The following is a 25,608-nucleotide window of genomic DNA, read 5'->3' as shown; positions in this document are numbered from 1 at the left end:
ACTCCACCTTAGATCTGACCGCCGACGTTCACCCTCCCCGCCCTCCACCCATCCCGTGATTCGGCTCTCACCGGTGTCTCGGATGAAACCGGCAAGATCGATCCGAAGCAACGGTGAGGGCCGAAGAATCGGTTGAGCGGTGACCGATCCGCGCAGCCGTCCCGTCGGCGAGGATTAGGCTGATGAGCATGATCCGCTCCCGCACCCGCGCCGCTGCCGCGGCCCTGCTGCTCTGCGCCTCCCTGCCGCTGCTCGCGGGGTGCGCGCCCGAGCCCGCTCCCGCCGAAGAGACCGCCCCGCCGACGGCGACGACCCCACCTGAGACCACCGCCGCCCCGGAGCAGCCGGAAGCACCCGAGGAGCCCGCGTTCGACCGGGAGGCCCACTCCATCGACGATCCCGCCTCGATCTGGGTCGTCAGCAACAAACTGCGCCCGCTCGCACCCCTCGACTTCACGCCGGACGACCTCTCGATGCCCGAGGGCGTCGAGAACCAGTACGCGCAGCCGCTGCGCGAGCCCGCCGCGCGAGCCGTCGAGAGCCTCATCGCCGCAGCCGCTGCGGACGGCCTGAACGTGCGCATCATCAGCGCCCACCGCGACTACGCCACCCAGGTCGGGCTCTACGACGGCTATGTGGCGCGAGACGGTCAGGAGGCCGCCGACACCTACTCGGCGCGGCCCGGGCACTCCGAGCACCAGACGGGGTTGGCCGTCGACTTCGACGACCACGGCGCCTGCTACCTGGCCTCGTGCTTCGGGGAGACCCCGGCCGGCGTCTGGCTCGCCGAGCACGCGGCCGAGCACGGCTTCGTGCTGCGCTACCCCGAGGGCAAGCAGGAGATCACGGGCTTCATGCCCGAACCCTGGCACTTCCGCTACGTCGGCACCGAGCTCGCGCAGGAGATGCGGACGACCGGCGTGACGACGCTCGAGGAGTTCTTCGGCCTCCCCGCTGCTCCCGGCTACGCGGAGTAGGCTCGTCGGGTGAGCAGTACCTCGGATCCCCAGCCCGTCATCCGCGTCAGCGCGGTCGTCATGCGCGACGATCGGGGTCGCGTGCTCAACGTGCGCAAGCGCGGCACGGCGTCGCTCATGCTGCCCGGCGGCAAGCACGAGCGGGGCGAGGATCCTCGCGACACCGCCGTGCGGGAGTTCGAGGAGGAGCTCGGGATCGCGCTCGACCGCGAACGGCTCGACGTTCTGGGCGTGTTCCGCGCGGCGGCCGCCAACGAACCGGGGCACACAGTGGAGGCCTCGGTGTTCGAGCACCCCTTCGTGCCGGCGGCCGCATCGGCCAGCGCACGCGCCGAGATCGAGCACCTGGAATGGGTCGATCCCGCGGTGCCGCGCGCCGACATGGCTCCGCTCAACACGGATGTTGTGTTCCCCGCTCTGCTCGGCCGCGACTGATCCGCCCGGGGCCCATCCGTCATCCTGCGCGCAGGCGAGGAACGAGCCGGAGTCGCAGGATCCACCTCGCCGTCCCACCGCGGGTTTCGACTCGCTGCGCTCGCTCAACCAGCGGGAACGGGGGCCCGGCCCCGCAGCCGCTGCGCTCGCTCAGCCGGCCGACCGGCGCGGCTTCTTCGGCTTCGGCGCGGGGAGCGCCGCCGCGGTCTCGGAGATGAGGCCGGTCAACCAGTCGCGGTCCTCCCACCGGTCGCCGCCGATGCGGAAGTAGAGCTTCGACCCGGGGTACGCCGGCGCCTCCTCGGGATCGCCGATGTACGTCCGGCCGGCCTCGGTGGGCTTGACGAAGAGCTCGTCGTCGCACACGAAGGCGACCGGCTTGTCGTCGCAGTAGAGGCAGTACTCGCCGAACATGCGGCGCGTGCGGATGTTCGGCAGCGCCGTCAGCTGGTCGGTGAGGAACTCCATCGTCTCGGCTCGCGTTCCCATGCGGCCAGGGTACTCCGCCTGCTGGAGCTCGCACGGATGATCCCGCCGAGCACGAGCCGATTGTTCGAAACCGCGTGCAGTATCCCCGCTGCAAGGCTCGGTTTCGTGCAATGGGCTCGGTCTCGGCGGTCCGGAGAGGCGCGCAGAACCGCGCCGGGCCGGTGCGCCTACAGCGCCGGCCCCTCGGGCACGTCGAGGCCGAGCAGCGCGTTCTCCACGACCTCCATGAGCGCCGGGTGGATCCAGTACTGCCCTCGCGCCGCCGTGTGCGCGTCGATCCCGAAGCTCATCGCCATCACCACCGTCTGGATGAGGTTCGACGCCTGATACCCCATCGCGTGGGCGCCGAGGATCCGCCCGTCGCGGCGATCCGCCACCACCTTGAACACCCCCGTCGCGTCCTCCATCGCCCAGCCGTAGGCGGTGTCGCCGTAGCGCTGCGTCTTGGCGGTGACGTGCTCGGCGCCGATCCAGGCGATGGCCTCGCCCTCCGTGAGGCCCACCCGGGCGAGCTCGGGATCGCTGAACACCGCGGCCGGCACCGTGTCCTGCCTGGAGCGGCGCAGGTCGTCGGGATGCTCGAGGTTGTGCGCCACGACGCGCGCCTCGTGGTTCGCGACGTGCTTCAGCTGATACGGCGAGGAGATGTCGCCCAGCGCGTACAGCCCGGGCACGGGTTCGCCTCCCGAGAGCACGCGCTGGAAGGCGTCGACCGCGATGCGCCCGTCGGGGTGCAGGTCGAGGCCCGCCTCGGCGGCGCCCACCAGGTCGGAGTTCGGGATCCGGCCCACGGCGACGAGCACGACGTCCGCGGCGATCCGCTCGGCCTCGACGGCTCCGGGCTCGGCGCCGGCGTGCGCGAGCTCGGCGAGGACGCCCGACCCGGCAGCCTCGATCCCACGCACCACGCACCCGAGCCGCACCTCCCAGCGTCTGGCGGCCTCGGCCGTGAAGCGCTCCGAGATCTCGGCGTCGAGCCCGCGCAGCAGGCCGTTGCCGCGCACCACCTGCACCACCTCGGAGCCGAGCCCCGAGAAGATGCCGGCGAACTCGCACGCGATGTAGCCGCCGCCGATGATCAGCACCCGGCGGGGCTGTTCGTCGAGGCGCATCACCGTGTCGGAGGTGTGCACCTGCGGCAGCTCGATGCCGGGGATGTCCGGGATCACGGGGCGCGATCCCGCCGCGATGACCAGCTGCCCGGCCTCGACGCGGGTGCCGTCATCGGCGATGAACGAGCGAAGGCCGCTCAGCCGCACCTCCTGCGAGACGAGCGAGACGTTGTCGAGCTCCTCGGCCCGGTAGTGCTCCCCCGCGGCCGAGATCGCGTCGATGCGCGAGAAGATGCGATCCCGGATCCCCGGCCAGTCGACGGCCTCGGTGCGCTGGGTGACGCCGAGTCTCGCCGCCTCCTCGGTCGAGCGTGCGAGCGCCGCCGGGCGCACATACATCTTCGTCGGGATGCAGCCCGCGTTGAGGCACGTACCGCCGAAGACGCCCCGCTCGGCGATCACCACCCGGCGCTCGTCCCAGAACGGGGTGACGAGCGAGTTGCCCGATCCCGAGCCGATGATCGCGAGGTCGGCGGTGATGGTGCGCATGGGGCTCATCCTCTCAGACCAGGCCCTCCTCGGCGAGCCAGTCGCTCGCGATCCGGTCGGCGGCCAGCTCCTCGCCCACGCTGCGGGCGTTGAGGGCGACGAGATCCTCGGGGCTCATCGCGGCGCTGACGCCGTCGATGATCTCCGCCGCCCCCGCGTCGACGCGGTCGCTCGCGAGCGGCACGACGTGGGAGGCCAGAAAGATGCCCCTCGTGTCCTCGAGGGGCACGAGATCGTTCTCCGCCACCGTGGGGTCGGCCGTGTAGATGATGGCGAGCTGGATCGCGCCGTCGCGCAGCGCCTTCACCGTGAGGGGTCCGCCGCCGTCCTCGATGGGCGTGAACGCGACCCCCTCGATGCCGTAGACCCCGGTGAGCCCCTCCGGCCCGTACGGCCGGCTCTCGGCCTCGGAGTTCGAACCGAGGGTCAGCGGCTCGGTCACGTCGGCGAGATCCTCGATGCTCTCGAGATCCCAGGTCTCGGCGAAGTCGCGCGTCACCATGTACGAGTCCTGGTCGGAGGCGGGCGACTGCGCGAGCACGCGGAGTCCGTCGGGGGTCGCCCCCTCCAGTTCCGCGTAGACGTCGTCGGCGAGCCGCGCCTCCGTCTCGGGGTCCCAGAACTGGAGCAGGTTGCCGGTGTACTCCGGGAACAGGTCGATCGATCCCGCCTCGATCTCCGGCAGGTAGACCTCGCGCTGCCCGATGCGGAACTGGCGGTCGACCTCGTAGCCGCCTGCCTCGAGGGCCTGGGCGTAGATCTCGGCGATGATCTCGTTCGAATAGTAGTCCTGCGAGCCGACGACGATCGTGTCGCCGGATCCCCCGGCCGGGGCCTCCGGAGCCGCGAGCGGATCGCTGCTCGCGCAGCTCGCGAGCAGCCCGGCGCAGAGGGCGAGCGCGCCTGCGGCGAGCGCACCCGCGCGCAGACGGGAGGCGGATACGGCGGGAGTGGTGCGACGGGGCATGATCAGAGTTCCTCTCGGTCGGTGGTGAGTGGTCGGATGCGACGGGCCGGCCGGTTTCCCGGGCCGGCGAAGCGCGCGGCGGCGGCGCGCTGGCACGCCGCGAGCAGCAGTTCGAGCAGCAGGGTCACCGCGACCACGAGCAGTGCTCCCCCGAGCATCTGGGCGTAGTCGCGCGATTTGAGGCCCGCGAAGAGGTACCGGCCGAGCCCGATGTCGGCCGTATAGGCGGCCAGCGTCGCCGTCGAGACGACCTGGAGCGTCGCCGCGCGCACCCCGCCGAGCATGACGGGGAGGGAGAGCGGGAGCTCGACGCGCAGCACCACCTGTGCCGGGGTGAAGCCGACGGCCTTCGCAGCATCGGGCACGGCGGCGTCGACAGCCTGAACCCCGGCGTACGCGCCCGCGAGGAGCGACGGGATCGCGAGCACCACGAGCGCGAGCAGCGGGGCCGCGAGGCCGATGCCGAGGGCGAGCCCGAACAGTGTCAGCAGGCCGAGCGTCGGCAGCGCCCTGGCGGCTCCCGTGAGGCCTCCGACGAGACCCGCCCCGCGACGGGTGTGCCCGATGAGCACTCCGGCGGGGAGGGCGACGGCAGCCGCGAGGGCCAGCGCGAGTGCCGTCACGCCGAGGTGCTGCAGCGTGCGGGTGGGGATGCCGCCGGGCCCCGACCAGTTCGCCGCGTCGGCGAGCCAGGCCAGCGCCTCTCCGAAGAGGTTCACGACGCGGCCCCCTTCGGCAGCCGGGCTCCGCCGCGAGCGCGCAGCCGCCCGGGCCTCGCCGCCGGCCGGCTCCAGGGCGCGAGCGCGCGCCCGATCCCGAGCACCGTCGCGTCAAGCAGCAGAGCCAGCACCGCGGTCGCGAGCACCCCGGTCCAGACCTCGGCGGCGATCCCCCGCTGGAATCCGTCGGTCAGCAGCGTGCCGAGGCTCGGCACCCCGATGAGCGCGCCGAGCGTGACGAGGCTGATGGTCGAGACCGCCACGACCCGCACACCGGAGACGAGCACGGGCACCGCGAGCGGCAGGTCGACCCGCCAGAAGACGCCCCACGGCGAATAACCGGTCGCGACGGCGGCATCGCGCACGCGGCGGTCCACGGAGGAGAAGGCGTCGCAGGCGGTGCGCACGAGCAGCGCCACCCCGTAGACCGTGAGCGCCGCGACCATCGTCTGCCAGGACCGCAGCGGGGTGCCGAGGATCGCGGGGATGATGATCAGCAGCGGCAGAGCCGGGATCGCGTAGGCGAGCGTGGCCGCGGAGAGCAGCGGTCCGCCGATCCGGGGCCTGCGGAACGCGAGACGCCCCAGCGGCACGGCGACGAGCACGCTGACGAGGATCGCCGGCACGCTCAGGAGCAGGTGCTCGAGCGCGAGACCCGCCACCGTCTCCCAGTTGGCGATCAGCCAGTTCACGGCTCCAGCACCCCCACCGCCCGGCCCTCACCGTCGAGCGCGATGCGGCGCCCGTCGACCTCGACGGCGCGCAGGCGGCGCTCGGCGCGATCCGCCCCGACGAAGTCGCGCACGAAGTCGCTCGCCGGGTGCGCGAGTATCTCGGCGGGGGCGCCCTGCTGAGCGATCCGGCCCCCGGTCTCGAGCACGACGACCTCGTCGCCCAGCAGGAACGCCTCCTCGACGTCGTGGGTGACGAACACGATCGTCTTCCCGAGATCGGACTGCAGCTCCAGCAGCTCCCGCTGCAGCTCCCGCCGGACGATGGGGTCGACCGCGCCGAAGGGCTCGTCCATGAGCAGGATGTTCGGGTCCGCTGCGAGCGCCCTGGCCACGCCCACGCGCTGCTGCTGGCCGCCCGAGAGCTGGCCGGGGTAGCGGCGGCCGAGGGCCGGATCGAGCCCGACGCGCTCGAGCAGGCCCGCCGCCGCCGCGCGCGCCGCGCGTCTGGACGTGCCGGTGAGGATCGGCACGGCGGCCACGTTGTCGATCACGGTGCGGTGCGGCAGGAGGCCCCCGTGCTGCATGACGTAGCCGATCGAACGGCGCAGCTCGACCGGGTTGCGCTCGCGCACATCGCGGCCGTCGATGAGCACGCGCCCCGAGGTCGGATCGACCATGCGGTTCACCATCCGCAGCAGCGTGGTCTTTCCCGATCCCGACGAGCCCACCAGCACCACGGTGCGGTGGGAGGGGACGACGCAGGAGAAGTCCGCCACGGCCCTCGCGCTTCCCGGGTACTCCTTCGACACGTGCTCGAACTCGATCATGTCGACGTCCTCCCTCGGGCCGGCCCGCACCGGTGCTCCTGATCCACCCTAACGAGGCCGGGATCGCCGCGGGAACGGGCTTGTCCGCTCTGAGCGGCATGGTGTAGAGCGAATATGTGGCGACGTTCAGAGGCCCTGGCGTAAACTAGAGCTTTGAACTGGCGGAAGAGGGACGGCGAGGTCCGTCCCTCTTCTTGCGTGTCCGCCGCTCTGCGCGGCGGCGGAACTGATCGAAACGGACCCGCATGAACTCCTCCCTCCCGATGCGCCCCCGGCTGTCCGGGGCCGAATCAGCGAGCGATCACCGCGTCGGCGTCGGCACCGCGCACGCGAAGGCCATCCTCTTCGGCGAGCACGCCGTCGTCTACGGGGCACCGGCGATCGCGGTACCCCTGCACCAGCTCGAGGTCGAGACCTCCATCAGGTCGACCCCGGGTTCCGAGCTGCGCATCGAGAGCGAGCTCTTCGCCGGAACGGCCTCCTCGGCCCCCGACGTGCTGCGCCCCGTCATCACGGCGGTGCGGGCGGCCCTCGCGAGCGTCGGCGTCTCGGGCGAACAGGTGCAGCTGCGCGTACGCAGCGCGATCCCCCACGGTCGCGGCCTCGGCTCGAGCGCGGCGGTGGCGGCCGCGATCGCACGCGCCGCGGCCGACCTCGCCGGGGTCGAGCTGGGCGCCGACGAGTTCCACGAGATCGTGCAGCGCGCCGAGCGCGTGGCGCACGGCAATCCGAGCGGCATCGACGCGCGCGCCGTTGCGGCGGCCGGGCCGATCCGCTTCCACGGGGGCCGCGTGCGCGCCACCGGCGTGGGCGCTCCGCTCACCTTCGTGCTCGCCGACTCCGGCGCGCCCGGCTCCACGGCGGAGGCGGTGGCCGGCGTGCGCGAGCGCCGCGCCGCCGACCCGTTGCGCATGGAGCAGGCCATCGCACAGCTCTCCGATATCGCCGAGGGCTCCGTGCTCGATCTCGAGCTGGGCGATCGTGCGGCGCTGGGCTCGCGCATGCTCGAGGCCCACGAGCTGCTCGGGCGCATCGGAGTGAGCACCGTGAAGCTCGATGCGCTGGTCGACGCCGCGCACGCCGCCGGCGCCCACGGCGCCAAGCTCACGGGCGGCGGCCTGGGCGGCTGCGTGCTCGCGCTCGCCGAGTCCGAGGATCAGGCCGAGCACATCGCGCTCGCGCTGCGCGCCGCGGGCGCCTCCCGCACCTGGACCACCACGGTGGCAGCCGCATGAGCGCCGCGAGCGCCGCGACGGGATCCGCCGCCGAACGCGCCGCGACGGCCCGGGCCTTCCCGAACATCGCACTCGTCAAGTACTGGGGCAAGCGCGACGAGGCGCTCATGCTCCCCGCCGCCGGCAGCCTCTCGCTGACGCTCGACGCCTACGCCACCACCACGACGGTGACGCTCGACCCGACCGCCGCCGAGGACCGCTTCGAGCTGAACGGCGAGCCGCAGGACGGCGACCGGCTGCGTCGGGTGGCCCGCTTCCTCGACCTCGTACGCGAGCGCGCGGGGTCGACCGCGCACGCGATCGTGCGTTCCCGCAACGAGGCGCCCACGGGGGCCGGCCTCGCGTCGTCGGCGTCGGGATTCGCGGCGCTGGCGACGGCGGCATCGGCGGCGTACGGGCTCCCGCTCGATCCCGCCTCCCTCAGCAGGCTCGCGCGCCGCGGTTCGGGATCGGCCGCGCGCTCCATCATCCCCGGCGTCTCGGTCTGGCACGCAGGCACCGGCGACGAGACCTCCTTCGCGGAGCCGGTCCCGGCTCCCGAGATGCGGATGGTGATCGTGACCGTCGACGAGCGCCAGAAAGCGATCTCGAGCCGCGAGGCGATGCGCCTCACCGCGCTCACCTCCCCGTTCTACGCGGGCTGGGTCTCGAGCACCGAGCAGAGCCTCGAGGCCATGCTCGAGGCCTGCCGCGACGGCGATTTCACGCGCATCGGGCGCATCACCGAGTCGCACGCCCTGCGCATGCACGCGGTCATCCAGTCGGCCGATCCGCCCGTGCGCTACCTGTCGCCGACGAGCATCGCCGTGTTCGACGCGGTGGTGGCGCTGCGGGATCGCGGCGTCGAGGCGTATGCGACGGCCGACGCCGGGCCCAACGTCTGCGTGATCGCACGACCGGCCGACGCCGACGCGGTCGCCGACGCGCTGCAGGAGTTCGGCCGCGTGAGGGTGGTCGGCGCCGGAGCGGGCGCCGAGCTGATCGCCGCCGATCCCGAGCTCGCAACCGGAGCCACCGCATGATCGAGACCCGCGCCCCCGGCAAGCTCTACATCGCCGGCGAGTACGCGGTGGTCGAACCGGGCGAACCGGCCGTGCTCGTGGCCGTCGACCGCTACCTCTCCGTGAGGCTGACCGAGGCGAGCGGCGCCGGCCGCGTGCGGTCGAACGCCTACGAGAGCTCCCCGCTGGTGTGGGTGCGGGATCGCGACAGCGGGCGCATCGTGCTGGAGCACGAGCCGATCGACTACGTCTTCTCGGCGATCGCCACCGTCGAGGAGCTGCGGGCGGAACGACAGCTGCCGCCGCGGTACTTCGATCTCGACATCGGCAGCGAGCTCGACGACGAGAGCGGCCGCAAGTTCGGGCTCGGGTCGTCGGCGGCCGTCACGGTGGCCGTCATCGCCGCGCTCGACGAGTTCTACGGGCTGAACCTCGCTCTCGCGGATCGCTGCAGGCTCGCACTGCTGGCCACCGTCGAGGTGGCCCCGCGGGCCTCGGGCGGAGACCTGGCCGCGAGCACCTTCGGCGGCTGGATCCGCTACACCTCGCCCGATCGCGATGCGCTGCGCGCCCACCGGGCTCGGCACGGGGTCGCCGCGACGCTGCGCTCCGAAGAGGCGTGGCACGGCTTCGGGGTGACCCGCCTGCGGCAGCCCGATGGACTGCGGCTGCTGGTGGGCTGGACGGGATCGCCCGCCTCCACCGAGCGGCTCGTCGCGGAGGTGGGACGCCCGGCGCGCGTCGACGCCGCCGAGAACGGGAACGGCGGCGAGGGTCGAGACGGCGCCTCCTTCGTCGAGAACAGCCGAGCCTGCGTGGACGAGCTGGTGCGCGGCCTCACCCAGTCCGATCCGGCGTCGGCTCTCGACGCGGTGCGCCGCGCCCGCGGGCTGCTGCAGGGGCTCGGCGCCTCATCGGGCATCCGGATCGAGACCGAGCAGCTGCGCACCCTCTGCGAGATCGCCGAGCGGCACGGCGCCGCGGCGAAGCCGTCGGGCGCCGGCGGGGGCGACTGCGGGATCCTGCTCGCTCCCGGAGACCTCGACACGAGCGGTATCCTGCGTGAGTGGGAAGCGCACGGCATTCTGAGACTGCCCCTCTCGGTGCACCCCGCGGAGGAAGACTCCGACGGGCGAAACAGCGTTGGAGGAAACAGCGATGAGCTCTGAACGCGCATCGCGCAAGGACGACCACGTGCGCATCGCCCGCGAGCAGCGCGACGATGCCCCGTCTCGCAACGACTTCGACGACCTCGAGTTCGTGCACCACGCCCTCGCCGGGGTGGACGCGGACCGCGTCGACCTCTCGGTGCAGGTCGACGGGTGGCGCTGGGCCACCCCCTTCTACGCGAACGGCATGACCGGCGGCACGGAGTGGACCACCCGCATCAACCGCGAACTCGCGATCGCCGCCCGCGAGACCGGCATGCCGATGGCGTGCGGCTCGGTGTCGGTGGCCCTCGACCACCCCGAGGCGGCCCGTGGTTTCGCGGTGATCCGCGAGGAGAACCCCTCGGGGTTCGTGATGGCGAATCTGGGCGTCGGGCGCAGCGCCGACGACGCGGCGCGCGCCGTCGAGCTGCTGCACGCGGACGCGCTGCAGCTGCACCTCAACGCCGTGCAGGAGACCGCGATGCCCGAGGGCACGCGCGATTTCTCGAGCTGGGAGCACTCGGTCGAGCGCATCATCGCTTCCTCGCCGGTGCCGGTCATCGTCAAGGAGGTGGGTTTCGGCCTCAGCCGCCGCACCCTGCAGCGGCTCGGCGAGCTCGGCGCACGGGTCGCCGACGTCAGCGGAACCGGCGGCACCGATTTCCTGCGCATCGAGAACGCTCGGCACGACGCCGATGCCAGGCGCAGCGGCGAGGATTTCTCCATGCTCTCGGGCTTCGGCCAGTCGGCCCTGGCGTGCCTGCTCGACGCCCCTGAGCACGGGCCGGCGCTGCTCGCCTCGGGCGGGGTGCGCAACCCCTTCGACGTGGTGAAGGCGCTCGCCGCCGGGGCCGGCGCCGTGGGCGTCGCCGGGAGCTTCCTCGAGGCCGTGCTCGACGGCGGCGCCGAGGCCCTCGTGCCGCTGATCGAGCGCTGGATCGCCCAGACCACCGCGATCCTCGCGCTCCTGGGCGCGGCCGCGCCCGCGGAACTCGCCTCCTCCGACCTGCTCGTGCGAGGCCGGCTGGCCGAGTTCTGCCGGCTGCGCGGCATCGACACCGCGGCGCTCGCCGCGCGATCCGGCCCCTGACGCCGCAGGCCCCCGCGCGGCCCGAGAACCGCCGCCCTCCCGAGCATCCGCAGCCCCCATCCAGAAGAGAGACGCCGTGAACGATTCCGACACCATCGTCACCGAGATCCCGACCCGCTGGGTCGGCCCGCTGCGCGTCAGCGGCGACGACATCACGACCGACGCGCCGTACAGCGAGATCGCCGTGCCCCTCGCCACCTACGAGACTCCGCTGTGGCCCTCGGTGGGCCGCGGCGCCAGCATCTCCCGCGAGATCCCCGGCGGCATCCGCACCGTCGTCATCGGCGAGCGCATGACCCGCTCCGTGCTCTTCGTCGCCGAGGGCGCCGTCGGGGCCGACGCCGCCGCCCGCACCATCCAGCAGCGTCTGCCCGAGCTGCAGGAGGTCGTCTCGGCCGGCAGCCGCCACGCGCAGCTGCTCGAGGCGCACCCCGAGGTCGTGGGCAACCTGCTCTTCGTGCGCTTCGCGTTCCTCACGGGCGACGCGTCGGGGCACAACATGGTCACGAACGCCTCAGACGCCCTCATGCAGCGCATCCTGTCGTGGGGTCTCGGGCTCGACTACGGTTCGATCTCGGGCAACTTCTGCTCCGACAAGAAGGCGACCGCGGTCAACGGGATCCTCGGCCGCGGCCGCAACGTGGTCGCGGAGATCCTGCTCCCCCACGAGGTCGTCGAGCGCCGCCTGCGCACCACCGCCCGCCGGATCGCGGACCTCTCGGTGCGCAAGAACCTCGTCGGCAGCACGATCGCCGGCGCGATCCGCTCGGCCAACGCGCACTACGCCAACATGCTGCTCGCCTTCTACCTCGCCACCGGCCAGGACGCCGCGAACATCGTCGAGGGATCGCAGGGCATCACCTACGCCGAGGACCGCGAGGGCGGGCTGTACTTCTCGTGCACGCTGCCGCACCTCATCGTCGGCACCGTGGGCAACGGCAAGCACCTCGCCCACGTGAACACCAACCTCGAACGGCTCGGCTGCCGCGAGGAGCGCGAACCGGGTGCGAACGCCCGCCGCCTGGCCGCCCTCATGGCCGCCACCGTACTCTGCGGGGAGCTCTCGCTCCTCGCTGCCCAGACCAACCCCGGTGAGCTCATGGCAGCGCACCTGCTCATGGAGCGGAAGGAGAAGCCGAGCGCATGACGTCGATCGGTATTCACGATCTCGAACTCGCGACCGCGCACCACGTGGTCGACCTGACCCGGCTCGCCGAATCCAACGGCACCGACCCGGCCAAGTACCACCTCGGTCTCGGTCAGGATCAGATGAGCTTCCCCGCACCCGACGAGGACATCATCACAATGGGGGCCTCCGCGGCGCTGCCCATCCTCGAGCGCAACGGCATCGAGGGCATCCGCACGATCCTGTTCGCCACCGAGTCGGGCGTCGACCAGTCCAAGGCCGCGGGCGTCTCGGTGCACCGCCTGCTCGGGCTCCCCAAGCAGGTGCGCGTCACCGAGTTCAAGCAGGCCTGCTACGGCGGCACCGCCGCCCTCCAGGCCGCGGTCGGCATCGTCAGCCGCTTCCCCGACGAGCGGGTGCTCGTCATCGCGAGCGATGTGGCGCGCTACGAGCTCGACTCCCCCGGCGAGCCCACGCAGGGCGCGGGCGCCGTGGCGATGCTCGTGAGCGCCGATCCCGCGCTCGTCGAGATCGAGCGGGCGGCCGGGCTCTACACCGACGACGTCGACGACTTCTGGCGCCCCAACGACTCGTCGACCGCCGTGGTCGACGGCGCGCTGTCGGTCTCGGCGTACCTCGACGCGCTCACGGGTTCGTGGGACGATCTGGAGTCCCGCGGCGGCCCCGGCATCGACGAGGTCGACCGGATCCTCTATCACCAGCCCTTCACCAAGATGGCGAAGAAGGGGCAGCAGCGCCTTGCCGAGCACACCGGCGCCGAACTGAGCGCGGCACTGACGCAGGCCGAGCAGGCCGCGGCGGGCGAGGCCAGGGACATGGGCCTCTTCACGGGGTCGATCTACAATCGCCGCCTCGGCAACAGCTACACGGCCTCGCTCTACGCGGCGCTCGCCGCGCTGCTCGACCACGACGCCGAGCTCGCGGGTCGGCGCGTCGGGATGTTCAGCTACGGCTCGGGCAGCGTGAGCGAGTTCCTCACCGGGATCGTGCAGCCCGGCTACCGGACGCGGAGCGGCGCCGATCGGGTGGCGGCCGCGCTCGACGCCCGCGTGCCGCTCGAGGTGCCGGAGTACCGCGAGCTGCACGCGCGCGCCTACCCCAGCGCCGAGGACGTCGAGACGCCGCGCGTCACGAGCGCGCCCTTCCGCTTCGCCGGCCTGCGCGGGCAGGCGCGGCAGTACGAGCGCACCACCGCCCGCTGAGCGGGAGGCAGGATCCGCTGAGCGAGCGCGCCGCCGGTTGAGCGAGCGGAGCGAGTCGAAACCCAGTGATGATGATTTCGACTCGCTCCGCTCGCTCAATCAGCGGCAGGAGAGCGATCAGCGCGCGGAGTGCTCCGGCGCCCTCTCCGCGAGGCGCTGGGCCCACGAGCGCGTGTCGGCGAGGCCGTGCTCGTCGAGGTAGGAGCGGATCACCGTGTGAGCGGCGCGCACCCGGGACTCACGCCCCATGCTGGCCTGCATGACCCCCACCGTCGGAGCGGGGGCGCCGTCGACCCGCTCGAGCGCTTCTCGGAGGATCTCGTCGTGCGCGTCCCTCCCCATCGCCCGCTGCATCGCGCCGGGCGCGTGACCGTCCTGTTGTTGCTGCTGTTCCCTGTTCATGGAAGCTTCCTGTCTGCTGGTGATGTGCGATCTGCGGGCGGCGTCGAGATGACCGGCGCCGCCCGCAGATCCCTGTCTGGTGCCGGATCATCGGGCGCTCATGGGCGCCGCGGCATTCGGCGAAACGGCGCTCGAGCTACTGCGCGCTCGTGAGGTTGGCGCGCAGCGCCCGGCCGAGTTCCGCGTCGACGCTGGTCCAGTACTGGATCGCCCGCTCCCGGATCTCGTCGCTCTGCACGGCTCCGACCGCACCGGTGATCGTCGTGAGGAACCGCTCCTTCGCCGCGGCATCGAACACCTCGCGGTAGAGGGTCCCGGCCTGCCCGAAGTCGTCGTCCTCGGCGTGCAGCGTGGCCGCGGAGCGGATCAGCTCGCCGTCGGACTCCCAGGATCCGGCTCCCGCCAGCTGCGGGTCGGCGACGGGGCCGCCCTTCGAGTTCGGCGCGTACACGGGTGCGTCCGCGGGCTTGAAGCCGTACCGAGCCGCGCCGTCCTGCGAGTAGTTGTGCACCGGTGCGACCGGGGCGTTGACGGGCAGCTCGTTGTAGTTGGTGCCGACGCGGTAGCGCTGCGCGTCGGGGTACGAGAACACGCGCGCCTGCAGCATCTTGTCGGGGCTGATGTCGATGCCCGGTACCGTGTTGGCCGGCGAGAACGCCGCCTGCTCGATCTGCGCGAAGAAGTTCTCGGGGTTGCGGTTCAGCGTGTGCACACCCACCTCGATCAGCGGGTAGTCGGCGTGCGGCCAGACCTTGGTCAGGTCGAAGGGGTTGAAGCGGTACGTCTTGGCGTCCTCGTACGGCATGACCTGCACGGACACCCGCCACGCCGGGAAGTCGCCGCGCTCGATCGCCTCGTAGAGGTCCCGGCGGTAGTGGTCGGCGTCGGCGCCGGCGATGTCCTCCGCCTGCGCCCCGCTCATCTCCTCGTTGCCCTGCAGCGCCTCGAAGTGGTACTTCACCCAGAAGCGCTCGCCCGCGGCGTTGATCCACTGGTAGGTGTGGGAGCCGAAGCCCGGCATGTGGCGCCAGGAGCGGGGCAGCCCGCGGTCGCCCATGAGGTAGGTGACCTGGTGCGCCGACTCGGGCGAGAGGGTCCAGAAGTCCCACTGCATGTCGGCGTCGCGCAGCCCCGAGCCGGGCAGGCGCTTCTGCGAGTGGATGAAGTCGGGGAACTTGATGCCGTCGCGGATGAAGAAGACGGGGGTGTTGTTGCCGACGATGTCGTAGTTGCCCTCGCTGGTGTAAAACTTCACGGAGAAGCCCCGCACGTCGCGCCAGGTGTCGGGCGATCCCATCTCGCCCGCGACCGAGGAGAAGCGCTGCAGCGTCTCGGTCACCGCACCGGGCTGGAAGACCGCCGCCCGAGTGTACGCGGAGACGTCGCCCGTGACCACGAACTCGCCGAAGGCTCCCCCGCCCTTGGCGTGGACGACGCGCTCGGGGATGCGCTCGCGGTTGAACTGGGCGAGCTTCTCGACCAGGTATCGATCGTGGATCGCGATGGTTCCGTCGGGTCCCGCGCTGAGGGAGTGGGCGTCGCTCGCGACCGGGGTTCCCGTCTGGGTGGTGGTTGAAGAGGTGGACATGGGTCTCCTTCGGTGTTTTCAGGCATGGCGAAGCAGCGCCCCGCACGGGGCGAGAGCGGCGTCGACTATGCGGCCGGGGCCTTCTGGCAGTCGGGGCAGAGCCCCCAGAAGGTGACCTCGGCGGTCTGAATGGTGAATCCCGTCGTGGAGGACGGGTCGAGGCACGGCGCATGCCCGACAACGCAGTCGACGTCGGCGAGCGCCCCGCAGCGGGAGCACACGACGTGATGGTGGTTGTCTCCGATGCGCCGCTCATAGAGCGCCGCGGATCCGGCCGGCTCGATCCGGCGGATGAGACCCGCCGCCGTCAGATCCGCGAGGATGTTGTGCACCGACTGGATCGAGGTCGTCGGCAGCTCGCGAGCGACCACGCGGAACACCTGCTCGGCGTCCGAGTGGGGCATGGAGGCCAGCGCTTCGAGCACGGCCACCCGGCCCGCGGTCGCCCGCAGTCCGGCTGCGCGCAGCGTGGTGTCGATTCCGGCTTCCATACTCCAACCATATCCCTTATTTTGATTTATTCAAAATACTATTTTGAGTCGTTCACCAAAAGCGACGATTCCCCGCATCGCACGGTCGTTTCCGCCGGTTGAGCGAGGAGCGAGTCGCAGGATCCATCTCGCAGCACTACCACCCGCCGGTTGAGCGAGGAGCGCAGCGACGAGTCGAAACCCGGAGCATCCGGGAGCCCCGGCAGCCGGCTTCGACTCGCTCCGCTCGCTCGCCCGGCGGAAACCACGGGGAGGCCGGTTCCGGCGAGTAGGCTCGAAGCCGTGAGTTCCGCAGCGGCCTCCCCTGTGCACCCCGGTCCCGTCTTCACGATCGGGCGCGCGGTGCTGCGGCCGCTGCTGCGGCTGCGCTTCAGGCCCCGGATCACGGGCCGCGAGCACGTGCCGGCCACCGGGCCCGTGCTGCTCGTGAGCAACCATCTCTCCGGACTCGACACGATCCTGATCCCCTCCTTCTCGCCGCGCAAGGTGCAGTTCCTCGCGAAGGCGTCGCTCTTCCGCTCACGCCTGGGCGGCTGGTTCTTCCGGCAGATCGGCGCGATCCCCGTGCACCGCGAGGTGTCGTCCGCCGCGCAGGCCGCGCTCGACGCGGGCCGGGAGGTGCTCGCGGCGGGCAACGTGTTCGCGGTGTTCCCCGAGGGCAGCCGGTCGCGCGACGGCCGCCTCTACCGCGGACGGGGCGGCGCGGCCTGGATGGCCTTCGAGACCGGCGCAGCGGTGGTACCGGTGGGCCTCATCGGCACGAACCGCAGGCTGCGCAACCCGGCGACCGGCCGCCCGGATCGCGTCGAGCTGCGCTTCGGAGCCCCGATCCCGCTCGACGACCTCGCCGAGCTGCCCGGGGGCCGGGCGCGGCGCGAGGCCACGGAGCGCATCATGGCCGCGATCCACGCGCTCACGGGCCAGGAGCGCGCCGACGGGCACGCCACGGGCACCGGCGCCTGAGCCGCCGCCTGAGCCGGTGCCCGAACCGGCGTCTGAGCCGGCAGAAGATCTGCAATCTGCAGAAGATAGAACCGCCTCGTCGCTGGAACCCCATATCTTCGGCAGATCCCATATGATCCGCAGCCGCAACCACAGCTGCAGCCCCCAGCCCCTAACCCCAGCTGCAACCGCAACCCCAGCCGCCCGACTTCTCACCGCCGCCGACTTCTTCTGCGGCGGCACGGAACCGTGCACAATGGGGAGCATGGACGCCGACGTCATCATCGTGGGTGCCGGGCTCTCGGGGCTCGTCGCCGCACGCGAAACCCACCGCGCAGGGCTGCGCACCGTGATCATCGACCAGGAGGGGCCGCAGGATCTGGGCGGTCAGGCCTGGTGGTCGTTCGGCGGGCTCTTCCTCGTCGACTCGCCCGAGCAGCGCCGTCTGCGCGTGCGCGACTCCTTCGAACTCGCGTGGCAGGACTGGCGCGGCAGCGCGCGGTGGGATCGTCTCGACGGCGAGCACCCCGACGACGGCTGGGCGGAGCGCTGGGGCCGGGCCTACGTCGAGTTCGCGGCCGGGGAGAAGCGGGCCTGGATCCGCGAGGCCGGCATCGAGCTCACCCCGGTGGTCGGCTGGGCCGAGCGCGGCGACCTGACCGCCGGCGGGCACGGCAACTCGGTGCCGAGATTCCACGTGCCGTGGGGCACGGGCACCGGAGTCGTCGACCCCTTCATCGCCGCCGCGCAGGACGCCGCCGCCGACGGACGCACGCGGATCCTGCACCGGCACCGCTGCGACGGGATCGTGGTGGAGGACGGGCGTGTCGTGGGGGTGCGCGGCAGCATCCTCGGAGATGACACGAACGCGCGGGGCGCCGTCTCCTCACGGGAGACCGTCGGCGACTTCGAGCTGCGCGCGGGAGCGGTGATCGTGGCGAGCGGCGGCATCGGCGGCGACCATGATCTGGTGCGCCGGTTCTGGCCCGAACGCCTCGGCACGCCGCCGCGGCGGATGGTGACCGGGGTGCCCGCCTACGTCGACGGTCGCATGCTCGGGATCGCGGAGGCCGCGGGCGCGCGGCTCGTCAACCGCGATCGCATGTGGCACTACACGGAGGGCGTGCGCAACTGGAACCCGGTGTGGCCGGGGCACGCGATCCGGATCCTGCCGGGCCCCTCACCGCTGTGGCTCGACGCGCTCGGCCGCCGGCTGCCGCCGCCCGGCCTGCCCGGGCACGACACGCTCTCGACGCTGCGGATGCTGCGCACGGGCGAGGGGCTCGCGGAGCACGACCACTCGTGGTTCATCGTGACGAGCCGCATCGCCGCGAAGGAGTTCGCGCTCTCCGGTTCCGAGCAGAACCCCGACGTCACCGGCCGCGACCGCAAGCTGCTGCTCAGGACCCGGCTGGGGCGCGGGGCGCCGGGGCCCGTGCAGGCCTTCGTCGATCGCGGCGCCGACTTCGTCGTCGCCGACGGGGTGCGGGAGCTCGTGGCGAAGATGAACGCGCTGACCCCCGAACCGCTGCTGACCGCGGACGCCGTCGAACGGGTGATCCGGGATCGCGACGCCGAGATCCGCAATCCGTTCTCGAAGGACGCCCAGGTGATGAGCATCCGCAACTCGCGGCGCTATCTCGGCGACCGACTCACCCGCACCACCGCGCCGCACCGGCTGCTCGACCCCGCCGCGGGACCGCTCATCGCGGTGCAGCTGCACCTGCTCACCCGCAAGACCCTCGGCGGCATCCAGACGGATCTCGGCTCGCGGGCGCTCGACGCGGGCGGCGAGCCGATCCCGGGCCTGTACGCCGCGGGTGAGGCCGCGGGCTTCGGCGGTGGCGGGGTGCACGGCTACAACGCGCTCGAGGGAACCTTCCTGGGCGGCTGCCTGTTCTCGGGCCGGGCCGCGGGCCGCGCCGTCGCCGAGGACATCGGCGGATAGCCCGCACGTGCGCTCCCAGCTCCGTCCGCCGGGCGTGAGATCCCGATGTCCGTCGCGGGCCGGGCCCGGCCCTGACAGGAATCGGGATCTCGGGCGTTCACTGCCCGCGGGGCACGCCTCCCTCCGGAAGCACGTCGTAGACGAGACGCGCGAACTGACCGACCGCTCCGGCGGAGACCAGTCGCAGCCGCTCCGGCCCGACCCGGCGCGGGAACAGCGGGGCACCGGCGGTCAGCGCCGCCGGCGCGACGGAGAGCTCGATCCGGTCGAGCGCACCCGCATCGTAGAACTGCCCGGCGAGGTCACCGCCGCCGACCACCCAGATATCGCCGCCGTCGGCCGCCGCGCGAATGCCGGGCAGCGCCTGCGCGACGTCGCCCGAGACGAATCGCACATCGGCGCCCTCGGGCACCGGCAGGCGACGCGAGGTGAAGACGAACGTGGGCTTCTCGCCGTACAGCTCGCGCCATCGCTCGGGCCGCTCGAGGAGCTTCTCGTAGCGCAGCACCCACTCGTAGGTCGAGGAGCCCTCGACCAGCACCGCGGCGTCGGCCGGGTACAGTCCGTCTGCGGGGGCGTCGCCGTTCTCGACCGCGAACAGCCAGTCGAGGGAGTGGTGCTCGTCGGCCAGGAAGCCGTTGATGGTGGTGGCGGTGTCGAAGATGATGCGTCCCATGCCTGCGACGCTACTCTGCACCCCTGACAACGCGAAGCCCCGCGATCACGCGTTCCGGCTGCGCTCCAGGCGGTCGAGGCTCCACTCGTAGCGCTCCAGCCAGACGAAGGCGTGCATCCAGGTCTCGACGAGGTGCACGCCCGGGTGCGCGCGGATCATCCTGACGATCTCCGTGTAGTCGGCCAGCGAGCGCGCCGCGATCGTCGCGATCAGCCCGTAGCGCCCGAGCGTGCGCGCCGCGAACTCGATGGTGGGGATGCCGAGCAGCAGCTCCTCGGCCGCGGCAGCGCCCTCCGCGTCTCCCCTGAGGATGATCCCGACACCCGAGAGCACGGAGCTCGTCGTGCTGCGGCGGCTGCGCACCGCTCCGATGCGCATCACACCCGAGTCGAGCAGTCTCATGACACGCGCGCGGCAGGCGGATGCGGACCGACCGGTGCGCCGCGCGAGTTCGCCGAAGGTGAGGCGACCGTCGAGCTGCAGCTCGGCCATGAGCGCGATGTCGAAGTCGTCGAAGAGCAGATCGCTGAGCTCCGGATCCTCGCCGAGCCGCAGTCGGCGCAGCACCCGATCGTAGAGCGAGAACTGCATATCGACCACCCCCTCGATCGCCTGGATCGCCCGCACGGAGCGGCCGACGTCCTCTCGATCAGCCGCCCACACCTCGACCACGGCCTGGGACTGGCCGCTGATCTCCGACAGGAAGACCACGTTGGTGAACTCGCTCAGCCGCTCGAACACCGGTGACGTCGGACCGCTGATGCGCAGCTGCAGATTCGCCTGGATCGGAAGCCCCACCGCTCGGGGATGCACCGCGGCGAGGATCCTGATCTCGCCGGACGCGAGCAGGTCATGAACACGTTGGGCGACGAGCGTGCGGTGCACCCCGAGATCGGCGGCGAGCGCCGAGAACTGCGCCCGGCCGTCGAGCTGCAGAGCGCGGATGAGGTCCTCATCGAATTCGTCCATGCTCAGAATCATGCCAGATCGACCGGCCGTCATATCGACAAAAACTCTGCGATTACTCAGATTCTCACGCTTTTGCACGAAGAAATGCCACGCTGCGTCGACATAACATCTGCAGCACCCGATTCCACACTTTTTCTGCTTCTCGCGAAGCGCGAAGGGAGCGTACTCTCGTATCGATTCGAGACGAAGGAGTTCACCGTGCGCAAGCTCGCGTTCACCCAGGCCCCCGCCCTCACCGCGCCGAAGATCGTCACCGCCGCGCGGATCCACACCCTCGACAACTCGGGGAGCGCCCCCGAGGCATTCCTCGTGATCGGGGACCGGATCCGGCACGTGGGAACGATCGACGCGTGCCGCGCCGCGGCGGTCGAGGTGAGCGCGCTCGCCCCCGAACTCGTCGACCTCGGCGACACCACCGTGGTGCCCGGTTTCATCGACGCCCACGCGCACCCGCTCATGCTCGGACAGATGATGAGCTGGGTCGACTGCGGGCCCGACAAGGCCGGCTCGATCCCCGAGATCGTGGAACTGCTGCGCGAGGCCGCGAAGACCCTCCCCGCGGGGCGCCCCGTCCGCGGCTACGGCTACGAGCAGCGCAACCTCGCAGAGCGCCGGCACCCCACCCGATTCGAGCTCGACCAGGTCGCGACCGATCGCGAGGTCTACCTCATGAACGCCTCCGGCCACGGCGGTGTGGTCAACTCCCACACCTTCGAGCTGCACGGGGTCACGAGGGACACCCCGAACCCCCAGGGCGGCGAGTTCTTCCGCGACGAGCACGGCGAACTGACCGGCGAGCTCTCGGACGCGGCCTGCAATGTGCTCACGGGGCTCGAGGGCGTGAAGATCGGCCACCACGGCCCCAACTTCCACCTCGCCGACGAGCCGGAGGAGCACAAGAAGCAGCTCGCCGCGGCGCAGGAGAACTTCCTCGCGGGCGGGGTGACCACGATCGGCGATGCTCAGGTGAGCCGTCGCGAGTTCGACATGTACCTCCGCCTGGCGGAATCGGGCGACCTGAAGGTGCGCGTGAGCATGTACCTGCTCTCGCACCTGCTCGACGAGGCCATCGAGATGGGCCTGCACGGCCAGTTCGGCAACGAGCACCTGAGCTTCGCGGGCATCAAGTTCTACTCCGACGGCACCCTCGGCGGATGGACCGCCTACTTCCCCGACGGCTACGTCGGCGACCCGTGCCGCACCGGCCAGCTCTACCACGAGCCGGGCGACTACGCCGAGCTCATCCGCAAGGCCCACCGCGTCGGCCTGCAGACCGCCACGCACTCGCAGTCGCCCACCGCGCTGGAGATGGTGATCGGCGCGATCGAGGCCGCGCTCGCCGATCGTCCCGACGCCGACGCCCGGCACCGCATCGAGCACTGCGGCCTGCCCACCCCCGAGCAGATCGCTCGCATGGCGAAGGCCGGGATCTACCCGGTCAACCAGCCCCAGCACCACTACAACTGGGGCGAGGGCGTGGAGCAGGCCGTCGGCACCCCGGGCGAGCGCTTCAACCCGCTGGGCGAGTTCGAGCGCGCCGGCGTCCCGGTGACGATCTCCTCCGACGCGCCCGTCGCCGACCCGCGTCCGATGGAGGCCGTGCAAGCCGCCGTCTCGCGCATCACCCGGCGCGGTACGCAGCTCGGGTCCGATGACCTCGCGGTATCGCTCGACACCGCCCTGCGCGCTCACACCATCTCGGCGGCCCGCGCGCTCGGGCGCGAGGACGAGCTCGGCAGCATCGAGACCGGCAAGCGCGCCGACTTCGCGGTGCTCGATCGGGACCCGTACGAGACCGAGACGGCGAGCATCTCCGCGATCCGCGTCACGTCGACCTGGGTGGGGGGCGAGCGCGTCTACGCGCGCTGACCCCGCACCCGCCCCTCGACGGGGCCCGGGGAACCGACCCGCCCGTTCGCGCGTCGGACCACCGCTCCCCGAGCCCGTCGAGCAGAACCCCCGCAAGACCCAACGAACCCAACAGGCACCCAGCAAAGGAGCTCACATGTCCTCATCAACGGCCGCAGCGCCGAACACGCACAGAAGGGCGCTGAAGGGCGGCATGGCCGCCCTCGTCGGCACCTCGATCGAGTGGTACGACTTCTACGTCTACGCCACCGCCGCGGCGATCATCTTCCCGCACGTCTTCTTCCCCGAGGCCGAGCCCGCACTGGCCACGCTCGCCTCCTTCGGCACCTACGCCGTGGCCTTCTTCATGCGGCCGATCGGCGGCATCATCTTCGGGCACGTCGGCGACAAGCTCGGCCGCAAGCCCGCGCTCACCATCACACTGGTGCTGATGGGCGTCGCGACGACCCTCGTCGGCGTGCTGCCGGGCTACGCGACCATCGGCATCTGGGGCCCGATCCTGCTGATCCTGTGCCGCATGGCGCAGGGCCTCGCCGTCGGCGGCGAGTGGGGCGGGGCGAGCCTCATGGCCGTCGAGAGCGCGCCGCAGAAGTGGAAGACCTTCTACGGCGGCTTCACCCAGGTCGGCAACCCGCTCGGCGCTATGATGGCCACCGGCGCGTTCTGGGCACTCTCCGCGATGGGCGAAGAGGCGCTGCTGAGCTGGGGCTGGCGCGTGCCGTTCCTCTTCAGCATCGTGCTGATCGGCGTCGGATTCTGGGTGCGCTACCGCGTCGAGGAGACCCCGGTCTTCGAGCAGAAGGTGGAGGGCCACGAGCAGTCCTCTCCGCTGCTGTTCGCGCTCAGGAACAACTGGCTGCCGATCCTGCTGGGCTTCTGCATCATCGCGATGTCCTCCGGCGGCTACGTCATCGCGACGACGTTCGTCACGAACTACGCGGACAGCCCCGAGATCGGTCTCGATCCCACCATCATCCTGGGCGCCATGACGATCGCCTCGCTCGTCGAGATGATCGTGACGCTGCCGATCGCGGCCCTCGGCGACAAGATCGGCCCGAAGAAGGTCATGTACCTCGGCATCATCCCGTCCTTCCTCGCGATCATCCCGCTGGTGCTCTCGATCCAGGCGAAGAACGTGGCGATGATCTGGCTGTTCGTGATCCTGATCCGCGTGACGCTGAGCGGGGCCTGGGCACCGCTGTCGACGCTCATGGCGCAGATGTTCCGCCCGCAGTCGCGCTACACCTCGATGTCGCTCTCCTACGGCATCGGCGCGGCCGTCTGGGGCGGCCTGTCACCCGCGATCGCCGCGTCGCTCCTGCTCGTCACGGGCGGCAACTTCTGGTCGGTCGTCGGGTTCTTCGGCCTGCTGTCCCTCGTGGCGTGGATCGGCGTGCGCTTCGCGCCGCAGCACTCGGACGCCGCCCCGGTGACCGGTTCGTTCACGCCTCGACTCGACACCACCACGATCGACAACCCGGACAAGTAGCACCCCGGTCCTCCGCGAGCCGCAACGCTCGCGGCTCGCGGAGGACCGGACCCGACCACGCGGTGCCGCACCGCAGAACCGAGACGCGAGGAATCATGGAAACCGTCTACAAGCGCACGACCGGCTGGGTGATCATCGAGGCCCTGCACAACTACGGCATCGACACGGTGTTCGGGATCCCCGGCACCCACAACCTCGAGTTCTACCGTCCGCTGGCCGCGCTGAACATCCGCCCCGTCACCTCGCGCCACGAGCAGGGTGCCGGATACGCGGCCGACGGCTGGTCCCTGCAGACCGGCAAGCCCGGCGTGGTCATCACGACGAGCGGCCCCGGCCTGCTGAACGCGCTCTCGGCGGCGGGCACCGCGTACTGCGAGTCGCGGCCGATGATCATCCTCTCCCCCGGACCCGCCCGAGGCGCGGAGTTCGCCGACATCGGCACGCTGCACGAGACGAAGGATCAGCTGGGCGCCGCCTCAGCCATCGTCGAGTGGGGGCGCCGCGTGCAGACGGCCGAGGAGGCCGTCGCGGCGGTGCACGACGCGTTCGAGCTCTTCGCGACGACGCGGCCCCGCCCCGTCTACATCGAGGTGCCCCTCGACCTGCTCGAGGAGACCACCGAGATCGCGGGCGAGGCCCTCGCGGCGCGTGCCTTCGCTCCGGTCGCGGATCCCGATCCCGCCGCCGTCGCCGAGGCGGCCGCGCTGCTCGCCGCCGCACAGGATCCCGTGATCCTCGCGGGCGGCGGATCCCGCGGCGCGGCCGCGGAGCTGCGCGCCCTCGCCGAGCGGCTCGGTGCCCCGGTCGTGACGACCGGCAATGCGAAGGGCGTGCTCGACGAGCACCACCCGCTCGCGCTCGGCGCGAACCTGCGCCTCGCCGCCGCCCGGAACCGCGCCCGCGACGCCGACGTGCTGCTCGTCGTGGGTTCGAAGCTCGGCGAGGCCGAGCTCTGGGCGGAGCGGCTGGAGGCGCGGGGTGCGGTGATCCGCGTCGACCTGCTGGAATCCCAGATCGACAAGAACCAGCCGGCGCGGATCGGACTCGTGAGCGACGCGAGGACAGCTCTGAGCGCGATCCTCGACGAGCTCGGCGAGGGCTCGCCCCTCGACGCCGCTCCGGGGGTCATCGCGACGCTCGCCGCCGCGCGCGCCGAGTGCGCGGAGCTCTCCCCCGAGAACACCGCGCTCGCGGAGGCCATCGCGGCGGTGCTGCCCGAGAACGCGATCGTCTCGACCGACTCCTCGCAGATCGCCTACTGGGGTCTGCTGAACGTGCTGCGCGTGTCCGAGCCGAACTCGACCCCGTACATGACCACCTACGCGACGCTCGGCTACGGTCTGCCCGCGGCGCTCGGGTCGCGCATCGCCCGCCCGGATCGCCCGTCGTTCGTGGTGATCGGCGACGGCGCACTCATGTTCTCGATGAACGAGTTCATCACGGTGGTCGAGCAGCGCGAGGACGTCACCGTCATCGTGGTCGACAACGGCGGATACGGCGAGATCAAGCAGAACGAGGTCGACGCCGGGATCGCCCCGGTCGGCGTCGATCTCACTCAGCCCGACTGGGCGGCCGTCACTGCGGCGTTCGGCGGCACCGGCCGTCGGGCAGGCACTCCCCGCGAGCTCGCCGCCGCGGTCGACGCGGCCGTCGGCGAGGGCGGCCTGCAGCTGATCCACATCGATCAGGCGGACTTCGACCTCTCGGAAGGAAACTAAC

The 25,608-nt window shown here is 71.6% G+C and carries 24 protein-coding genes; 13 read left to right on the top strand and 11 right to left on the bottom strand.

Translation table 11 applies throughout. The features are described 5' to 3' along the window. Positions 1-182 precede the first annotated feature (182 nt). On the top strand, positions 183-977 hold the full coding sequence (locus tag AMS65_RS01065) for a M15 family metallopeptidase (RefSeq protein ID WP_241489291.1): 795 nt from the start codon (positions 183-185) through the stop codon (positions 975-977). Positions 978-986: 9 nt separating this feature from the next. Beyond that, entirely contained in the window at positions 987-1,412 is a 426-nt protein-coding gene (locus AMS65_RS01060; RefSeq protein WP_241489290.1) for an NUDIX hydrolase, read from the top strand. 150 nt (positions 1,413-1,562) lie between these two features. On the opposite strand, the gene AMS65_RS01055 is transcribed toward AMS65_RS01060, so the two are convergent. From AMS65_RS01055 to AMS65_RS01030, 6 genes are all read right to left on the bottom strand, one after another. Beyond that, on the bottom strand, positions 1,563-1,901 hold the full coding sequence (locus tag AMS65_RS01055) for a TfoX/Sxy family protein (RefSeq protein WP_053382333.1): 339 nt from the start codon (positions 1,899-1,901) through the stop codon (positions 1,563-1,565). A 167-nt stretch (positions 1,902-2,068) separates the two neighbouring features. Continuing rightward, complete coding sequence (locus AMS65_RS01050; RefSeq protein WP_053382332.1) at positions 2,069-3,502, bottom strand: mycothione reductase; 1,434 nt, start codon at positions 3,500-3,502, stop codon at positions 2,069-2,071. Positions 3,503-3,515: 13 nt separating this feature from the next. Further along, a complete protein-coding gene (locus AMS65_RS01045; RefSeq protein ID WP_053382331.1) occupies positions 3,516-4,469 on the bottom strand; it encodes an ABC transporter substrate-binding protein in 954 nt (317 codons plus the stop codon). Between the two features lie 2 nt (positions 4,470-4,471). Further along, positions 4,472-5,188, bottom strand: coding sequence for an ABC transporter permease (locus tag AMS65_RS01040; RefSeq protein ID WP_053382330.1), 717 nt, complete (start codon positions 5,186-5,188; stop codon positions 4,472-4,474). Beyond that, a complete protein-coding gene (locus AMS65_RS01035; RefSeq protein WP_053382329.1) occupies positions 5,185-5,880 on the bottom strand; it encodes an ABC transporter permease in 696 nt (231 codons plus the stop codon). Before AMS65_RS01035 ends, AMS65_RS01040 begins: the two co-directional genes overlap by 4 nt. Further along, entirely contained in the window at positions 5,877-6,689 is an 813-nt protein-coding gene (locus tag AMS65_RS01030) for an ABC transporter ATP-binding protein (protein WP_053382573.1), read from the bottom strand. Before AMS65_RS01030 ends, AMS65_RS01035 begins: the two co-directional genes overlap by 4 nt. A 245-nt stretch (positions 6,690-6,934) precedes the next feature. On the opposite strand from AMS65_RS01030, the gene mvk reads away from it, so the two are divergent. From mvk to AMS65_RS01000, 6 genes are all read left to right on the top strand, one after another. Continuing rightward, on the top strand, positions 6,935-7,924 hold the full coding sequence (gene mvk, locus AMS65_RS01025; protein WP_083451394.1) for a mevalonate kinase: 990 nt from the start codon (positions 6,935-6,937) through the stop codon (positions 7,922-7,924). After that, positions 7,921-8,946 (top strand): diphosphomevalonate decarboxylase, encoded by a 1,026-nt coding sequence (gene mvaD, locus AMS65_RS01020; RefSeq protein ID WP_053382328.1) that lies wholly within the window; start codon positions 7,921-7,923, stop codon positions 8,944-8,946. The genes mvk and mvaD overlap by 4 nt, the downstream gene beginning before the upstream one ends. Beyond that, complete coding sequence (locus AMS65_RS01015; protein WP_053382327.1) at positions 8,943-10,094, top strand: phosphomevalonate kinase; 1,152 nt, start codon at positions 8,943-8,945, stop codon at positions 10,092-10,094. The genes mvaD and AMS65_RS01015 overlap by 4 nt, the downstream gene beginning before the upstream one ends. Continuing rightward, positions 10,084-11,166 carry a type 2 isopentenyl-diphosphate Delta-isomerase gene (fni, locus tag AMS65_RS01010; RefSeq protein ID WP_053382326.1) on the top strand — a complete coding sequence of 361 codons (1,083 nt, stop codon included), beginning with the start codon at positions 10,084-10,086 and terminating at the stop codon, positions 11,164-11,166. Before AMS65_RS01015 ends, fni begins: the two co-directional genes overlap by 11 nt. Positions 11,167-11,242: 76 nt before the next feature. Beyond that, entirely contained in the window at positions 11,243-12,313 is a 1,071-nt protein-coding gene (locus AMS65_RS01005) for a hydroxymethylglutaryl-CoA reductase (RefSeq protein WP_053382325.1), read from the top strand. Beyond that, entirely contained in the window at positions 12,310-13,515 is a 1,206-nt protein-coding gene (locus AMS65_RS01000; RefSeq protein WP_053382324.1) for a hydroxymethylglutaryl-CoA synthase, read from the top strand. Before AMS65_RS01005 ends, AMS65_RS01000 begins: the two co-directional genes overlap by 4 nt. Positions 13,516-13,632: 117 nt before the next feature. Here AMS65_RS01000 and AMS65_RS00995 read toward each other — a convergent pair whose 3' ends face one another. The 3 genes from AMS65_RS00995 to AMS65_RS00985 form a co-directional block, all read right to left on the bottom strand. Next, positions 13,633-13,917, bottom strand: coding sequence for a hypothetical protein (locus AMS65_RS00995; protein ID WP_053382323.1), 285 nt, complete (start codon positions 13,915-13,917; stop codon positions 13,633-13,635). Positions 13,918-14,053: 136 nt separating this feature from the next. Beyond that, positions 14,054-15,505: a catalase gene (locus AMS65_RS00990; RefSeq protein WP_053382322.1), complete on the bottom strand. Its 1,452-nt coding sequence runs from the start codon at positions 15,503-15,505 to the stop codon at positions 14,054-14,056. Positions 15,506-15,570: 65 nt separating this feature from the next. Further along, a complete protein-coding gene (locus tag AMS65_RS00985; protein ID WP_053382321.1) occupies positions 15,571-15,996 on the bottom strand; it encodes a Fur family transcriptional regulator in 426 nt (141 codons plus the stop codon). A gap of 282 nt (positions 15,997-16,278) precedes the next feature. Here AMS65_RS00985 and AMS65_RS00980 point away from each other — a divergent pair, with 282 nt between their 5' ends. After that, positions 16,279-16,959: a lysophospholipid acyltransferase family protein gene (locus tag AMS65_RS00980; RefSeq protein WP_053382320.1), complete on the top strand. Its 681-nt coding sequence runs from the start codon at positions 16,279-16,281 to the stop codon at positions 16,957-16,959. Positions 16,960-17,203: 244 nt separating this feature from the next. Further along, positions 17,204-18,886 carry an FAD-binding dehydrogenase gene (locus AMS65_RS00975; protein ID WP_053382319.1) on the top strand — a complete coding sequence of 561 codons (1,683 nt, stop codon included), beginning with the start codon at positions 17,204-17,206 and terminating at the stop codon, positions 18,884-18,886. Positions 18,887-18,983: 97 nt separating this feature from the next. Here AMS65_RS00975 and AMS65_RS00970 read toward each other — a convergent pair whose 3' ends face one another. Beyond that, entirely contained in the window at positions 18,984-19,562 is a 579-nt protein-coding gene (locus AMS65_RS00970; RefSeq protein WP_053382318.1) for a dihydrofolate reductase family protein, read from the bottom strand. 45 nt (positions 19,563-19,607) lie between these two features. Beyond that, on the bottom strand, positions 19,608-20,531 hold the full coding sequence (locus tag AMS65_RS00965) for an Lrp/AsnC family transcriptional regulator (RefSeq protein ID WP_053382571.1): 924 nt from the start codon (positions 20,529-20,531) through the stop codon (positions 19,608-19,610). A gap of 198 nt (positions 20,532-20,729) precedes the next feature. Between AMS65_RS00965 and AMS65_RS00960 the strand changes: the two genes are divergently transcribed. From AMS65_RS00960 to AMS65_RS00950, 3 genes are all read left to right on the top strand, one after another. Beyond that, the gene (locus AMS65_RS00960; RefSeq protein ID WP_053382317.1) at positions 20,730-22,400 is read left to right on the top strand and encodes an amidohydrolase; all 1,671 of its coding nucleotides are present in this window, start codon (positions 20,730-20,732) and stop codon (positions 22,398-22,400) included. Between the two features lie 136 nt (positions 22,401-22,536). Further along, the gene (locus tag AMS65_RS00955) at positions 22,537-23,889 is read left to right on the top strand and encodes an MFS transporter (protein WP_053382316.1); all 1,353 of its coding nucleotides are present in this window, start codon (positions 22,537-22,539) and stop codon (positions 23,887-23,889) included. 95 nt (positions 23,890-23,984) lie between these two features. Continuing rightward, positions 23,985-25,607 carry a thiamine pyrophosphate-binding protein gene (locus tag AMS65_RS00950; protein WP_053382315.1) on the top strand — a complete coding sequence of 541 codons (1,623 nt, stop codon included), beginning with the start codon at positions 23,985-23,987 and terminating at the stop codon, positions 25,605-25,607. Position 25,608 lies beyond the last annotated feature (1 nt).

Origin of the sequence: Leucobacter celer subsp. astrifaciens, from assembly GCF_001273835.1 — a bacterium.
Taxonomy (GTDB): domain Bacteria; phylum Actinomycetota; class Actinomycetes; order Actinomycetales; family Microbacteriaceae; genus Leucobacter; species Leucobacter celer.
Note: the sequence above shows the minus strand (reverse complement) of the source record. Positions and strands in the feature narration are given on the sequence as shown.

Coding starts and splice junctions, on each gene's coding strand:
- AMS65_RS01065 (WP_241489291.1), top strand. CDS start 183: ATGAGCATGATCCGCTCCCGCACCCGCGCCGCTGCCGCGGCCCTGCTG.
- AMS65_RS01055 (WP_053382333.1), bottom strand. CDS start 1,901: ATGGGAACGCGAGCCGAGACGATGGAGTTCCTCACCGACCAGCTGACG.
- AMS65_RS01050 (WP_053382332.1), bottom strand. CDS start 3,502: ATGCGCACCATCACCGCCGACCTCGCGATCATCGGCTCGGGATCGGGC.
- AMS65_RS01045 (WP_053382331.1), bottom strand. CDS start 4,469: ATGCCCCGTCGCACCACTCCCGCCGTATCCGCCTCCCGTCTGCGCGCG.
- AMS65_RS01030 (WP_053382573.1), bottom strand. CDS start 6,689: ATGATCGAGTTCGAGCACGTGTCGAAGGAGTACCCGGGAAGCGCGAGG.
- mvk (WP_083451394.1), top strand. CDS start 6,935: ATGAACTCCTCCCTCCCGATGCGCCCCCGGCTGTCCGGGGCCGAATCA.
- mvaD (WP_053382328.1), top strand. CDS start 7,921: ATGAGCGCCGCGAGCGCCGCGACGGGATCCGCCGCCGAACGCGCCGCG.
- AMS65_RS01015 (WP_053382327.1), top strand. CDS start 8,943: ATGATCGAGACCCGCGCCCCCGGCAAGCTCTACATCGCCGGCGAGTAC.
- fni (WP_053382326.1), top strand. CDS start 10,084: ATGAGCTCTGAACGCGCATCGCGCAAGGACGACCACGTGCGCATCGCC.
- AMS65_RS01000 (WP_053382324.1), top strand. CDS start 12,310: ATGACGTCGATCGGTATTCACGATCTCGAACTCGCGACCGCGCACCAC.
- AMS65_RS00995 (WP_053382323.1), bottom strand. CDS start 13,917: ATGAACAGGGAACAGCAGCAACAACAGGACGGTCACGCGCCCGGCGCG.
- AMS65_RS00990 (WP_053382322.1), bottom strand. CDS start 15,505: ATGTCCACCTCTTCAACCACCACCCAGACGGGAACCCCGGTCGCGAGC.
- AMS65_RS00985 (WP_053382321.1), bottom strand. CDS start 15,996: ATGGAAGCCGGAATCGACACCACGCTGCGCGCAGCCGGACTGCGGGCG.
- AMS65_RS00975 (WP_053382319.1), top strand. CDS start 17,204: ATGGACGCCGACGTCATCATCGTGGGTGCCGGGCTCTCGGGGCTCGTC.
- AMS65_RS00970 (WP_053382318.1), bottom strand. CDS start 19,562: ATGGGACGCATCATCTTCGACACCGCCACCACCATCAACGGCTTCCTG.
- AMS65_RS00965 (WP_053382571.1), bottom strand. CDS start 20,531: ATGGACGAATTCGATGAGGACCTCATCCGCGCTCTGCAGCTCGACGGC.
- AMS65_RS00955 (WP_053382316.1), top strand. CDS start 22,537: ATGTCCTCATCAACGGCCGCAGCGCCGAACACGCACAGAAGGGCGCTG.
- AMS65_RS00950 (WP_053382315.1), top strand. CDS start 23,985: ATGGAAACCGTCTACAAGCGCACGACCGGCTGGGTGATCATCGAGGCC.